This is a genomic window from Streptomyces lincolnensis, assembly GCF_021173675.1.
GTDB lineage: Bacteria > Actinomycetota > Actinomycetes > Streptomycetales > Streptomycetaceae > Streptomyces > Streptomyces lincolnensis_B.
In genome coordinates this window covers 332,403-344,242 of the sequence record NZ_JAIHON010000008.1, presented here as the reverse complement: position 1 = coordinate 344,242, position 11,840 = coordinate 332,403, and the positions used below count along the sequence as shown (strand labels likewise).

Here is an 11,840-nt window from a genome sequence, read left to right as displayed (position 1 = left end):
CCCCGCCGCACTATGGCCGGTCCGCGCGGCACACGGGTCGTCATGACACCGGCTCCTTCAGTACGCGGTCCACCGGCACCTCGGCCGTCACGGTCACCGCCGACGGGTCCAGGTCGTCCGGCGTCGGCATCACGCTGCCGGGCAGCTGTACGGCCGCCGCGCCATGGGCGACCGCCGAGGCCAGAGCCTGCGGGCCCCTGCCGCCGGCGATCAGGAAACCGGCGAGCGAGGAGTCGCCCGCGCCCACATTGCTGCGTACGACGTCCACGCGGGCGCTCGCGAACCAGGCGCCGTCGTCGTCCACGAGGAGTTGTCCGTCCGCGCCCAGGCTGGCGAGGACGGCCCGCGCGCCCATCGCGCGCAGTTCCTCGGCCGCCTTGACCGCGTCGCCCACCGTCGACAGAGGACGGCCGACGGCCTCCGCGAGCTCCTCGGCGTTCGGCTTCACCACGTCCGGGCGCTCGCGCAGCGCTTCGAGCAGGGCGCGCCCCGAGGTGTCCAGCGCGATCCGCGCGCCCCCGGCGTGCGCCCGGGCGACGACATCGGCGTACCAGGACGGCGCGAGCCCGCGGGGCAGGCTGCCGCAGCAGGCGATCCAGTCCGCGTCGCGCGACTGCTCGCGGACCGTCTCCAGCAGCAGTTCCTGCTCGGCGGCCGACAGTTCGGGACCCGGCGCGTTGATCTTCGTGAGCACCCCGTCGGACTCGGCGAGCGCGATGTTGGAGCGGGTGCCCCCGGCGATCGGCACCCGCGCCACCTCGATGCCCTGCGCGTCCAGCAGCTCCGCCACGAGGGCGCCCGGCGCACCGCCCAGGGGCAGCACCGCGACCGTGCGCTGCCCGGCGGCCGTGACGGCGCGCGAGACGTTCACGCCCTTGCCGCCGGGGTCCATACGCTCGCCGGTGGCGCGGATGACCTCGCCGCGCTCCAGCGAGGGGACCTCGTAGGTGCGGTCCAGGGACGGGTTCGGGGTGACGGTGAGGATCATGCGCACTCGTTTCTAGACACACAGCACTTCCGTGCCGCCGCGCTCGATCGCGGTGGCGTCTTCGGGGCTCAACCCGCTGTCGGTGATCAGCAGGTCCACGTCGCTCAGGTCGCCGAAGCGGGCGAAGTGCTCCTGGCCGTGCTTGGAGGAGTCGGCGAGCAGCACCACGCGGCGGGCGGCGGCGAGCGCCGCGCGCTTGACCGCGGCCTCGGCGAGGTCGGGGGTGGTCAGGCCGTGCTCGGCGGAGAAGCCGTTGGCCGCCACGAAGAGGACATCGGCCCTGATCTCGCCGTACGCGCGCAGCGCCCAGGCGTCGACGGCGGCGCGCGTGCGGTGCCGTACGCGTCCTCCGACGAGGTGGAGCTGGATGCCGGGGTGGTCCGCGAGGCGGGCCGCGATCGGCAGGCTGTGCGTGACGACGGTGAGGGAGGCCTCCAGCGGGATCGCGGCGGCGAGGCGGGCCACCGTCGTGCCGGCGTCGAGGATCAGCGTGCCCTCGGTCGGGAGCTCCGCGAGGGCCGCCTTGGCGACGTGGTCCTTCTCGTCGGCCGCGGTGCTCTCGCGTTCGGCGAGGTCCGGCTCGAAGTCGAGACGGCCCGCCGGGATGGCCCCGCCGTGCACCCGGCGCAGCAGACCGGCGCGGTCGAGGGCCTTCAGATCCCGGCGGATCGTCTCCGCCGTGACCTGGAACTCCTCCGCCAGCGACACCACGTCCACCCGGCCGCCGTCACGGGCGAGCCGGAGGATCTCCTGCTGCCGCTCCGGTGCGTACATGTCCGTTCGCCTCCGACTCATGCCCGAACGTGTGGTTTCAGTCGGAGGCTACGCCCGGATTTCCGGAAAGTAAACAGGTTCGGACGCGATTCGGGCGCGACCGGGCTTCCGGGTGTGTCCGGATACGGCGTCGGATACGGCAGGGGGCCCGCACCTGATCCCAGGTGCGGGCCCCTCGCGGCACGGTCACGCCACGGCCGCGTTCAGGACACGAGCTCGGGCGCCTTCTCCGCCGTCACCGTCACGGTCGCCGTCGGCTCCGGCTCCGCGGAGCCCTCCACATGCTGCGCCGGCCGCTTGGGCAGCGCGAACATCAGCAGGAAGATCACCGCCATCACGGCCGCGACCCAGCCCAGCGCGTGCTGGAAGGCGTCCACGAAGGCCGGGCCGACCTCGGTGGGGGGCAGACGGTCGCCGATGACGCCGTAGAAGACGACGGAGACCAGGCCGAGGCCGAGGGCGTTGCCCATCTGCTGGACGGTGTTGATGAGGCCGGAGGCCGAGCCCGCGTGTTCGCGGGGCACCTCGGAGAGCACCGCGTCCGTCAGCGGGGCGACGATCAGGCCCATGCCGACGCCCATGACGACCAGGGGCAGCGCCATCTGCCAGGAGGCGATGCCGAGGCCGTAGCGCTCGGACTCCCAGATGTAGAGCAGCACGCCCGCCGCCATGGTCAGCGCGCCGGCCTGGAGGACCTTGCGGCCGAAGCGCGGGACCAGCTTCTGCACCGAAAGGCCGGCCGCCGTCGAGACGGCGATCGAGAACGGGACGCCGGTCAGCCCGGCCCGCAGCGCGGTCCAGCCCAGCCCGATCTGCATGTACAGGGTCCACACCAGGAAGAAGATGCCGAGCCCGACCCCGAAGACCGTCTGCACGGCGATACCGGCGGCGAAGCTCTTCACGCGGAACAGGGACAGCTCGATCAGCGGGGAGCCGTCGCGTGCCGTCTTGCGTCGCTCGTACGCCACCAGCGCGCCGAAGACCACGACCGCGCCGCCCATCGTGACGTACCCCCACAGCGGCCAGCCCAGCTCGCGGCCCTGGGTGAGCGGGTAGAGCAGCATCAGCAGTCCCGCGACGACCAGCGCGACGCCGACGAGGTCCAGCCTGAGGGCCTTCGGTGCCTTGGACTCGGTGATGAAGCGGCTGCCGAGGACGAGCCCCGCGATGCCGACGGGCAGGTTGATCAGAAAGATCGGCCGCCATTCCAGGCCGAAGAGGTTCCACTCGGTCAGCAGGGCGCCCAGCAGCGGGCCGGAGACCGCGCCGAGGCCGACGATCGCGCCGAAGAGGCCGAAGACCTTGCCGCGCTCGTGGGCCGGGAAGGTGGCGTGCACGATCGACAGGACCTGCGGGACCATCAGCGCCGCCATGCCGCCCTGGAGGATCCGGGAGGCGACCAGCATCTCCGGGTTCGCGGCGAGGCCGCAGAGCGCGGAGGCGACGGTGAAGCCGCCGATGCCGAGGAGGAACACCCGCTTGCGGCCGTGGATGTCGCCGAGCCGTCCGCCGGTGACGAGGCCGGCGGCGAAGGCGAGCGCGTACCCGGCCGTTATCCACTGGATCTGGCTGACGGAGGCGCCCGCGTCCCGCTGGATCGACGGGATGGCGATGTTGACGATCGTGACGTCGACGAGGTCCATGAAGGCCGCGGTCATCACGATGGCCAGGGCGAACCAGCGGCGGCGGTCGCCCGGGACGGGTGACGCGCTGTCCGGCCGTACGCCGTCCGGCTGGGTGCTGAGGGTGGTCTCGGTGGAGGTCATGCTTCGAAGCTATGACCTCAATAGGTCAGATCATGTCCTAGTTCTACGGCATCCTCGAACTCATGACGACGGATACGCCGGCCCGGCTCCTGACGCTCCTCTCCCTCCTCCAGACGCCCCGCGAATGGCCCGGCGGCGAGCTCGCGGACCGGCTCGGGGTGTCCCGGCGCACGGTCCGGCGGGACATCGACCGGCTGCGGGAACTGGGCTATCCCGTGCAGGCGACCAAGGGCAGCGACGGCGGGTACCGGCTGGTCGCGGGCAAGGCGATGCCGCCGCTCGTCCTCGACGACGAGGAGGCGGTGGCGATCGCGGTGGGGCTGCGGGCGGGCGCGGGGCACGCGCTCGAAGGGGTGGACGAGGCGTCCGTGCGGGCGCTGGCCAAGCTGGAGCAGGTGCTGCCGTCGCGGCTGCGGCACCGGGTCGCCACGCTGCAGGCCGCGACGACTCCGCTGACCAGTGGGGACGGGGCCAGGATCGCGCCCGAGACGCTCACGGTGATGGCCTCCACCGTGGCCGGGCAGGAGCGGCTGCGGTTCGCCTACCGGGCGCGGGACGGGGTCGACTCACGGCGCGTCGTGGAGCCGTACCGGCTCGTGTCGACCGGGCGGCGCTGGTATCTCGTGGCCTACGACCTCGACCGTGCCGACTGGCGGACGTTCCGGGTGGACCGGGTGAGCGAGCCGTTCGCCACCGGGGCGCGCTTCGCTCCTCGGGAGTTGCCGACGGGGAGCGCGGCGGAGTATCTGCGGCGGTCGATGTACCAGCGGCAGGAGGCGTACGAGTTCTCCGTGCTGTTCGAGGCGCCGGTGTCGGTGGTGGCGGAGCGGGTGCCGGGGTGGTTGGGGGTGCCGGAGGCTGTGGGTGAGGGGCGGTGTCGGGTGCGGGGGTCTGTGGGGGACGCGGTGGAGTGGCTGGCTGTTCGGCTGGCGATGCTGGATGTGGAGTTCCGGGTCGAGGAGCCTGCGGAACTGGTGCGGGGGGTGCGGGAGTTGGGGGAGCGGTTGGTGCGGGCGGCTGGGTGAGGTCGGGGGCTGTTGGTGCTGCTGGGCCTGGGTGTTCCAGTTGCCCGGGGTGCGGCTGGGGGGGTGGGGGCGCTCGCCCGCGCTTGCGGGTGCCGCCTGCGCCCACCCGTGCCGCCCTGGGCGGCACGATTGCCCGCAGCTTGAGCGGACCACCCCCCGTGATCCCCGTATGACAGAATCTGCCCTTCGGCGGGTCACCCCGGGGTTCAGGTACGGGGTGGCTCGCCACTTGTGTGAGGGGAGCCGGACCCCGGCGCCCGGGGGGAGGGGCGCCGGAGTCCGGCTCGGGGAGAGTCCCGGCGCCGGGGGGAGTGCGTCGGGACTTGGCTCGGGGAGGGTCCGGGAGTCGGCTCCGGACTCGAACACAGGGGCCCAGAAAGGTTGTTCCCGTGGCTCCGTGTGTTGAAGCGGCGTTACACAGCCACGTTTGCGCTGTCTTTCGCCACCGGGCGCACGCCGACCATCGCGTCGCACGCCCCCGGGGCGGCGGCCCTACGCCGCCGCGTCGAACCCGGTGGAACGGGCCAGCTTCTTCAGTTCCAGCAGGGCGTGCTTCTCGATCTGGCGGATGCGCTCGCGGGTGAGGCCGTGTTCCTTGCCGACCTCGGTGAGCGTGCGCTCCCGGCCGTCCTCGATGCCGTACCGCATCTTGATGATGGAGGCCGTGCGCTGGTCGAGGCGGCCGATCAGGTCGTCCAGTTCCTCGCTGCGCAGCAGGGTCAGGACCGACTGCTCCGGCGACACCGCGGAGGTGTCCTCCAGGAGGTCGCCGAACTGGGTGTCGCCGTCGTCGTCGACCGACATGTTCAGCGAGACCGGGTCGCGGGCCCAGTCCAGGACGTCCGTCACCCGCTCGGCGTTGGAGCCGAGCTCGGCGGCGATCTCCGCGGGCTCCGGGTCGCGGCCGTGCTCACGGTTGAACTCGCGCTGCACACGGCGGATCCGGCCCAGCTCCTCCACCAGGTGGACGGGGAGCCGGATGGTGCGCGACTGGTCCGCTATGGAGCGGGTGATGGCCTGACGGATCCACCAGGTCGCGTAGGTCGAGAACTTGAAGCCCTTGCGGTAGTCGAACTTCTCGACCGCGCGCACCAGGCCGGCGTTCCCCTCCTGGATCAGGTCCAGCAGGGGCAGGCCGCTGCGGGGATAACGGCGGGCCACGGCGACGACCAGGCGCAGGTTGGACCGGATGAAGACGTCCTTGGCCCGCTCACCCTCCTCGACCAGCGCCTCCAGCTCCTCGCGGGAGGCGTCCGCCTTGGACTCCTCGTATCCGTCGAGGACCTGCCGCGCGAAGACCCCCGCCTCGATGGTCTGGGACAGCTCGACCTCCTTGGCGGCGTCGAGCAGCGGGGTGCGCGCGATCTCGTCGAGATACATGCCGACCAGGTCGCGGTCGGCGATCTCGCCGCCATGGGCGCGAACACTGCTTGCCGCGCCGGTCCGGCCGGTGGCGGACTGACGACGGGCGACGGCACGGGTTGCCATGCGTGCTCCCTTGCGATGTGAGGTCAGCGGGTCCTGGGGATGCTCGGCACTCTCCTCGGGTGCCCTGCATCTGTTGGATACAACGACTGGAATCCGGACAGAATTCCCGACCCGTACCTCTATTTTTCTGATCATGCAGTACCCTGTGCCGCCACACGCGCAGGAGTGATGTCGCCGGAACGTACGGAGGCGCAGGTCAGGCCGGGAGTCGAGGGTGGCCCCGCCTCCCTCACCGGCAACCGCGACCACTGCGTACGCGAGACGGCCATCACAGTCGGCACTGAGATCTTCGCCGAGATCTCCGCTGAGGTCTTCACTCCGGAAGGGCGCCGCCCTTGGTCACCCTCCCACCCAGAAGACGGCCCGCGCCGCCCGATGGTTGCCAGGGCGGGTCATCCGAACTGCACGGACCGCTTCGCCAGCCCCATCCAGAACCCGTCGATCACCGACCTGCGCGTGTCCAGCTCGCCGGTCGCGTCCGCCGCGCCCATCGTGACGAAGAGGGGGGCGAAGTGCTCGGTGCGCGGGTGGGCGAGGAGGCCCGCCGGGGACTTGCGGGTGAAGTCGAGCAGCGCGTCCACGTCGCCGGAGTCCAGTGCCCGGCGGCCCCAGTCGTCGAACTCGGCCGACCAGCCCGGCACCTCTCCCCCGTGCCGCAGCGCGGCCAGGTTGTGGGTGAAGAACCCGGAACCGACGATGAGTACGCCCTCGTCCCGCAAAGGGGCGAGCCGGCGGCCGATGTCCATCAGGCGGACCGGGTCGAGGGTCGGCATCGAGATCTGGAGGACGGGAATGTCGGCGTCGGGGAACATCTCGACCAGTGGAACGTAGGCACCGTGGTCCAGGCCGCGGTCGGGTATGTCCTGGACGGGCGTACCCGGCGTACGCAACAGCTTGCGCACGGCTTCGGCGAGCTGGGGGGCTCCGGGCGCCGCGTACGTCACCTTGTAGTAGTGCTCGGGAAAGCCCCAGAAGTCGTAGACGAGAGGGACGGTCTCGATGGCGCCGAGGGCCAGGGGGGCCTCCTCCCAGTGGGCGGAGACCATGAGAATCGCCTTGGGCCGAGGCAGGTCGGCCGACCAGGCGGCCAGTTCACCGGGCCAGACCGGGTCGTCGGCGAGCGGTGGGGCGCCATGGCTCAGGTAGAGGGCGGGCATGCGCTCCTCGGTGGCGGCGGACATGGCTGCGGCTCCCTCCGGCGGGACAGGGCACTTGAAACCTCAAGCTATTTCTTTCCAGAGCTTACGCCGAACTTGTTTAATATTCAAGGAGAGTCCTCGTACAGTGGAGTACATGAATACGGCACCTACATCCGCTGAAGAGCCTCGCTGGCTCACCGAAGAGGAACAGCTCGTCTGGCGCGCCTACGTGCACGCCAGCACGCTCCTCGAAGACCACCTGGACCGTCAGCTCCAGCGCGACGCGGGCATGCCGCACATCTACTACGGCCTCCTCGTCAAGCTCGCCGAGTCCCCGCGGCGGCGGCTGCGGATGACGGAGCTGGCGATGCACGCGAAGATCACCCGCTCACGGCTCTCCCACGCGATCGCCCGTCTGGAGAAGAACGGCTGGGTCCGGCGCGAGGACTGCCCCGACGACAAGCGGGGCCAGTTCGCCGTCCTCACGGACCAGGGCCTGCAGACCCTGGAGCAGGCCGCCCCGGGCCACGTGGCGGTCGTACGCAACGCGCTCTTCGACCGGCTCACCCCGGAACAGCAGAAGTCCCTCGGCGAGATCATGCAGATCGTCGCCGAGGGACTTCAGCCGAACGAAGCGGGTGCGGACCTGCCCTGGTTGCGCTGAGCCGCTCACTCGGCGCAACCGGGGCAGGTCCGGGGATCGTACGTACGGAGCGTCCCCTCCCCGTACGTACGAAGGCCCGAAGGGGGTACGACGGGACGGTCGGCGTCAGTGGGCGACGACCGGTACCGCCACCTCATCCTCGGCGTTCTCGCCGGAACCCGCGACCGCGTGGGTGTCGGGCTTGCCGGCGTTGACGAACGTCACGACGATCACGGCGGCCAGTACCAGCATGCCGACGGCGAACCAGATCGCGTTGGTGTACCCGTGCACCTGGCCCTCCAGCGCCACCAGCTGCTGCTGCGACCGGGAGGTCGCGGAGCCGATGTGGTCGGCGACGTAGGAGGTGGTGGCCGAGGCGGCGATGGTGTTCAGCAGGGCCGTACCGATCGCGCCGCCCACCTGCTGCGAGGTGTTGACCATCGCGGAGGCGACACCGGAGTCCCGGGGCTCGACGCCCAGGGTGGCCAGGGACATGGCGGGCATGAAGGCCGTACCCATGCCGAGACCGAGGAGCAGCATCGCCGGCAGGATGATCGAGGCGTACGACGAACCGATCTCCAGCTGGGTCATCAGGAGCATGCCGACCGCGGCGACCAGGAAGCCGGGGCCCATCAGCATCCGCGCCGGGACCCGGGTCATCAGCCGGGTGCCGATCTGGGTGGAGCCGATCATCATGCCCGCGATCATCGGAAGGAACGCGAAGCCGGTCTTGATCGGCGTGTAGCCCTTCACGATCTGCAGGTAGTAGGTCAGGAACAGGAAGGTGCCGAACATCGCGATGATCGCGACACCGAGAGAGAGGTAGATCCCGCCGCGGTTGCGGTCGGTGACCACGCGCAGCGGCAGCAGCGGGGCCTTGACCTTGGCCTCGGTGACGACGAACGCGATCAGCAGGACCGCGGAGGCGACGAACATGCCCACGGTCACGGAGTTGCCCCAGCCGTCGGACTCGGCGCGGGTGAAGCCGTAGACCAGCGCGACCAGACCGAGCGTGGAGAGCAGGACGCCGGGGATGTCGAGCGGGTTGCGGTTGCGGCCGCCCTTGGGCTCACGGATGACGAAGTACGCGCCGAGCGCGGCGACGACCGCGAACGGGATGTTCACGAAGAAGGTCCAGCGCCAGTCCAGGTACTCGGTGAGCACACCGCCGAGGATGAAGCCCACGGCACCGCCACCACCGGCGATCGCGCCGTAGATGCCGAAGGCCTTGGCGCGCTCCTTGGCGTCCGTGAACATCACGGCGAGCAGGGAGAGCGCGGCGGGCGCGAGCAGGGCGCCGAACACACCCTGGAGGGCGCGGGAGCCGAACATCATGGCCTCGTTGGTGGCCGCGCCACCGAGCGCGGAGGCCGCGGCGAAGCCGATCAGGCCGACGACGAAGGCGTTCTTGCGGCCCCACAGGTCGGCTATGCGGCCGCCGAAGAGCAGGAGACCGCCGAAGGCGAGGGCGTAGGCCGTGACGACCCACTGCCGGTTGCCGTCGGAGATGCCCAGGTCGGCCTGGGCCGACGGCAGGGCGATGTTCACGATGGTGGCGTCCAGGACGACCATCAGCTGGGCGAGCGCGATGAAGACGAGCGCTTTCCAGCGGTTGGCGTCGCCGGTGTCGGCGGCGCCGCGAGCCTTGGAGGCTGTTTCAGACATGGGGATACCCACTTCGGGACTTCGTAACGGAAAAAGCGTGTCGAAAGGGACGGCTCGGCGACGACTGCGTCGCGAGCTGTTGGAGCTCGGAGTTCTGATGTCGGAGTACTGACTGAGGTGGCGCGCTGAACTGATCGGTCAGAGCCGGCCGGTCAGGCCTGGCGGAGATCCTCCATGGTCACGGCCGTGCCCGGCAGGACGGACGGGGCCGGGGCCCGCAGTCCGTCCAGGAACACCTGGAGATGGCGGTGGACGAAACGGTCCGCCTGGACGCAGGCCGTGCCCGCCGGAGGCCGGCTGAGCTGGGCCACGGCGACCATCAGGTCACCGGAGTCCACGTCCGTGCGGAGCTGACCGGCCGCCTTGGCCCGGTCCATGAGTGCCGCCACGAGTTCCTCGGACCGCACGCGCGCGGCCACCAGGTCCGGGTGGTACTGGTCGAAGGTCCCCCGGACCATCGGGCACAGCGCGCTGATGCGCTCGTCGGCGGCGGCGTGCACGAAGCGTTCCAGGGCCTCGAAGGCGTCCCCGGTCTCCGCGAGGGCACGCTCGGCCGCCTCGGTCGTCCGGTCCATGACGGAGCAGACGACCTCACGGACCAGCGCGTCGCGGTCGGGGAAGTTGCGGTACACCGTGGCGTTGCCGACGCCGGCCCGGCGGGCGATCTCGTCGAGCGGCACGTCAGGGCCGAACTCGGTGAACATCTCCCGGGCGGCGGCGACGATCCGCTCCCGGTTGCGCAGGGCGTCGGCTCGCGGCCGGGGCACCTTGCGCTGCACGGTCGTGGCGGTCACGGCGTACTCCTCGATGGGCGGTGGGTGAACGATCCGGGGACGCTCTCCCCGTTTCGCTCGGACACATGACTAAACGGGGAGACGCTCCCCGGTTATTTCAGGTTGAGGAGAACTTATGTTGTGACCTGAGTCACAAGTCCAGCGGCGAGAAACCCACGTTCGGTCTCCTCCAACGCGCGCCCCTCCACCCCTCGGCACAGGGTGATCGAAAGGGTGCAGCCGGTCACCGGTGGCTGCCTGGACGAAAGGCCCGTGCATGGAGCCACAGGCGACCAGCCGTCGCAGCCGGATACGCCCGCGCCGCGTGGCCGCCCTCGCGTCCGTGGCCGCGCTGACCCTCGCGGTCGGCGGCTCGGCCGGCACCGGGCACCTCACGGCGAGCACCCCGACCGCCGCCGGGGCGGGCCCGATCGCCAGGGCCGACGCGGCCACCCACGGCGCCTGCATGATCAGCGGCCGCCCCACCGTCCAGATGTCCGAGGGCGTCCCCACCCCGAGCGGCTACTCCCGCTCCACCGGCACGGTCCGCGCCCTCACCCTGATGGTCGACTTCTCCGACGCCCCCGGTCCGGGCAGCGCCCTCGACCGCTTCCGCGAGTTCTTCCCGCAGACCCAGGACTGGTTCCGCACCAGCTCCTACGGCCGCCTCGACTACCGCCCCGAGACCCCGGTCGCCGACTGGCTGCGCATGCCGAAGCCCTTCCGGTCGTACGGCATAGAGCGCGGCGCCCCCTTCGACCCCGGCTACCGGGAACTGGTCCAGGACATCGTGGCCGCCGCCGACCCCCGCGTGGACTTCCGGACGTACGACTTCCTGAACGTGCTGGTGACGCCGAACGCGGGCCCCTCCGCGCTGGACACGGTCCTGTCGGTGACCTTCGCCGGGAACACCGAGGCCCCCGTCGCGGACGGCGTGCCGGTCGCCAACGCCTCCTTCGTCTACTCCCGTCAGGACGACGGCTCCGGCTCCTACGCGCAGACCGGCTACCGGGTCCTGCCGCACGAGAACGGCCATGTCTTCGGTCTGCCCGACCTGTACACCCAGGAGGGCGGGGGCGCGGTCGGCCACTGGGACATCATGAGCGAGGACTGGGGCGCCAACAACGACTTCCTCGGCTGGCACAAGTGGAAGCTGGGCTGGCTGGACGCCGACCAGATGAGCTGCGTGACGGCCCGCGGGACCACCGAGCACACCCTGACCCCGCTGGGCCGGGCCGGCGGCTCGAAGCTGCTGTTCGTGCCCCTCGACCGGCGCACCGGCTACGCCGTCGAACTGCGCACCCGCGAGGGCAACGACGAGACCGTGTGCCGCCCGGGCGTCCTGATCTACAAGGTCGACGCGAACGTGGACACCGGCCAGGGCCCGGTCACCGTCTACGACTCCCGCCGCGACAGCGGCGGCTGCACCCGCAGCCCCAACATCCACGCGGAGCTCTCCGACGCGCCCTTCGCCCCCGGCCAGGACTTCCAGGACGTACGGCGGGGACTGCGGATCTCGGTGGCGGGGGCGGACCTGGCCGGGAACTACCGGCTGCTGGTGACGCGACGGTGAGGACCG

Annotated in this window: 10 protein-coding genes; 3 read left to right on the top strand and 7 right to left on the bottom strand. The window is 71.1% G+C overall.

Annotated elements, in window-relative coordinates:
• Nucleotides 1-40: 40 nt before the first annotated feature.
• From pfkB to K4B79_RS25340, 3 genes are all read right to left on the bottom strand, one after another.
• Nucleotides 41-988, bottom strand: coding sequence for a 1-phosphofructokinase (gene pfkB, locus K4B79_RS25350; RefSeq protein WP_232029204.1), 948 nt, complete (start codon nt 986-988; stop codon nt 41-43).
• A gap of 12 nt (nt 989-1,000) precedes the next feature.
• On the bottom strand, nt 1,001-1,762 hold the full coding sequence (locus tag K4B79_RS25345; RefSeq protein WP_232029203.1) for a DeoR/GlpR family DNA-binding transcription regulator: 762 nt from the start codon (nt 1,760-1,762) through the stop codon (nt 1,001-1,003).
• Between the two features lie 203 nt (nt 1,763-1,965).
• Complete coding sequence (locus K4B79_RS25340; protein WP_232029202.1) at nt 1,966-3,528, bottom strand: MFS transporter; 1,563 nt, start codon at nt 3,526-3,528, stop codon at nt 1,966-1,968.
• 62 nt (nt 3,529-3,590) lie between these two features.
• On the opposite strand from K4B79_RS25340, the gene K4B79_RS25335 reads away from it, so the two are divergent.
• On the top strand, nt 3,591-4,553 hold the full coding sequence (locus K4B79_RS25335) for a helix-turn-helix transcriptional regulator (protein WP_232029201.1): 963 nt from the start codon (nt 3,591-3,593) through the stop codon (nt 4,551-4,553).
• Nucleotides 4,554-5,045: 492 nt separating this feature from the next.
• Here the strand turns inward: K4B79_RS25335 and K4B79_RS25330 are convergent, their stop codons facing one another.
• Entirely contained in the window at nt 5,046-6,041 is a 996-nt protein-coding gene (locus K4B79_RS25330; protein ID WP_232029200.1) for a sigma-70 family RNA polymerase sigma factor, read from the bottom strand.
• Between the two features lie 392 nt (nt 6,042-6,433).
• Nucleotides 6,434-7,222 carry a dioxygenase family protein gene (locus K4B79_RS25320; protein ID WP_232029199.1) on the bottom strand — a complete coding sequence of 263 codons (789 nt, stop codon included), beginning with the start codon at nt 7,220-7,222 and terminating at the stop codon, nt 6,434-6,436.
• A 112-nt stretch (nt 7,223-7,334) separates the two neighbouring features.
• Here K4B79_RS25320 and K4B79_RS25315 point away from each other — a divergent pair, with 112 nt between their 5' ends.
• A complete protein-coding gene (locus tag K4B79_RS25315) occupies nt 7,335-7,844 on the top strand; it encodes a MarR family winged helix-turn-helix transcriptional regulator (protein ID WP_232029198.1) in 510 nt (169 codons plus the stop codon).
• A gap of 105 nt (nt 7,845-7,949) precedes the next feature.
• Here the strand turns inward: K4B79_RS25315 and K4B79_RS25310 are convergent, their stop codons facing one another.
• Nucleotides 7,950-9,488: an MFS transporter gene (locus K4B79_RS25310; RefSeq protein WP_232029197.1), complete on the bottom strand. Its 1,539-nt coding sequence runs from the start codon at nt 9,486-9,488 to the stop codon at nt 7,950-7,952.
• A gap of 152 nt (nt 9,489-9,640) precedes the next feature.
• Nucleotides 9,641-10,282, bottom strand: a complete 642-nt coding sequence (locus K4B79_RS25305; RefSeq protein WP_232029196.1) for a TetR/AcrR family transcriptional regulator — start codon at nt 10,280-10,282, stop codon at nt 9,641-9,643.
• A gap of 256 nt (nt 10,283-10,538) precedes the next feature.
• On the opposite strand from K4B79_RS25305, the gene K4B79_RS25300 reads away from it, so the two are divergent.
• Nucleotides 10,539-11,834, top strand: coding sequence for a M6 family metalloprotease domain-containing protein (locus tag K4B79_RS25300; protein WP_232029195.1), 1,296 nt, complete (start codon nt 10,539-10,541; stop codon nt 11,832-11,834).
• Nucleotides 11,835-11,840: the final 6 nt, after the last annotated feature.

What these genes read in the sequence shown, in the direction of transcription:
- K4B79_RS25335 (WP_232029201.1), top strand. Translation starts at nt 3,591, where the DNA reads ATGACGACGGATACGCCGGCCCGGCTCCTGACGCTCCTCTCCCTCCTC.
- K4B79_RS25320 (WP_232029199.1), bottom strand. Translation starts at nt 7,222, where the DNA reads ATGTCCGCCGCCACCGAGGAGCGCATGCCCGCCCTCTACCTGAGCCAT.
- K4B79_RS25315 (WP_232029198.1), top strand. Translation starts at nt 7,335, where the DNA reads ATGAATACGGCACCTACATCCGCTGAAGAGCCTCGCTGGCTCACCGAA.
- pfkB (WP_232029204.1), bottom strand. Translation starts at nt 988, where the DNA reads ATGATCCTCACCGTCACCCCGAACCCGTCCCTGGACCGCACCTACGAG.
- K4B79_RS25340 (WP_232029202.1), bottom strand. Translation starts at nt 3,528, where the DNA reads ATGACCTCCACCGAGACCACCCTCAGCACCCAGCCGGACGGCGTACGG.
- K4B79_RS25300 (WP_232029195.1), top strand. Translation starts at nt 10,539, where the DNA reads ATGGAGCCACAGGCGACCAGCCGTCGCAGCCGGATACGCCCGCGCCGC.
- K4B79_RS25310 (WP_232029197.1), bottom strand. Translation starts at nt 9,488, where the DNA reads ATGTCTGAAACAGCCTCCAAGGCTCGCGGCGCCGCCGACACCGGCGAC.
- K4B79_RS25330 (WP_232029200.1), bottom strand. Translation starts at nt 6,041, where the DNA reads ATGGCAACCCGTGCCGTCGCCCGTCGTCAGTCCGCCACCGGCCGGACC.
- K4B79_RS25345 (WP_232029203.1), bottom strand. Translation starts at nt 1,762, where the DNA reads ATGTACGCACCGGAGCGGCAGCAGGAGATCCTCCGGCTCGCCCGTGAC.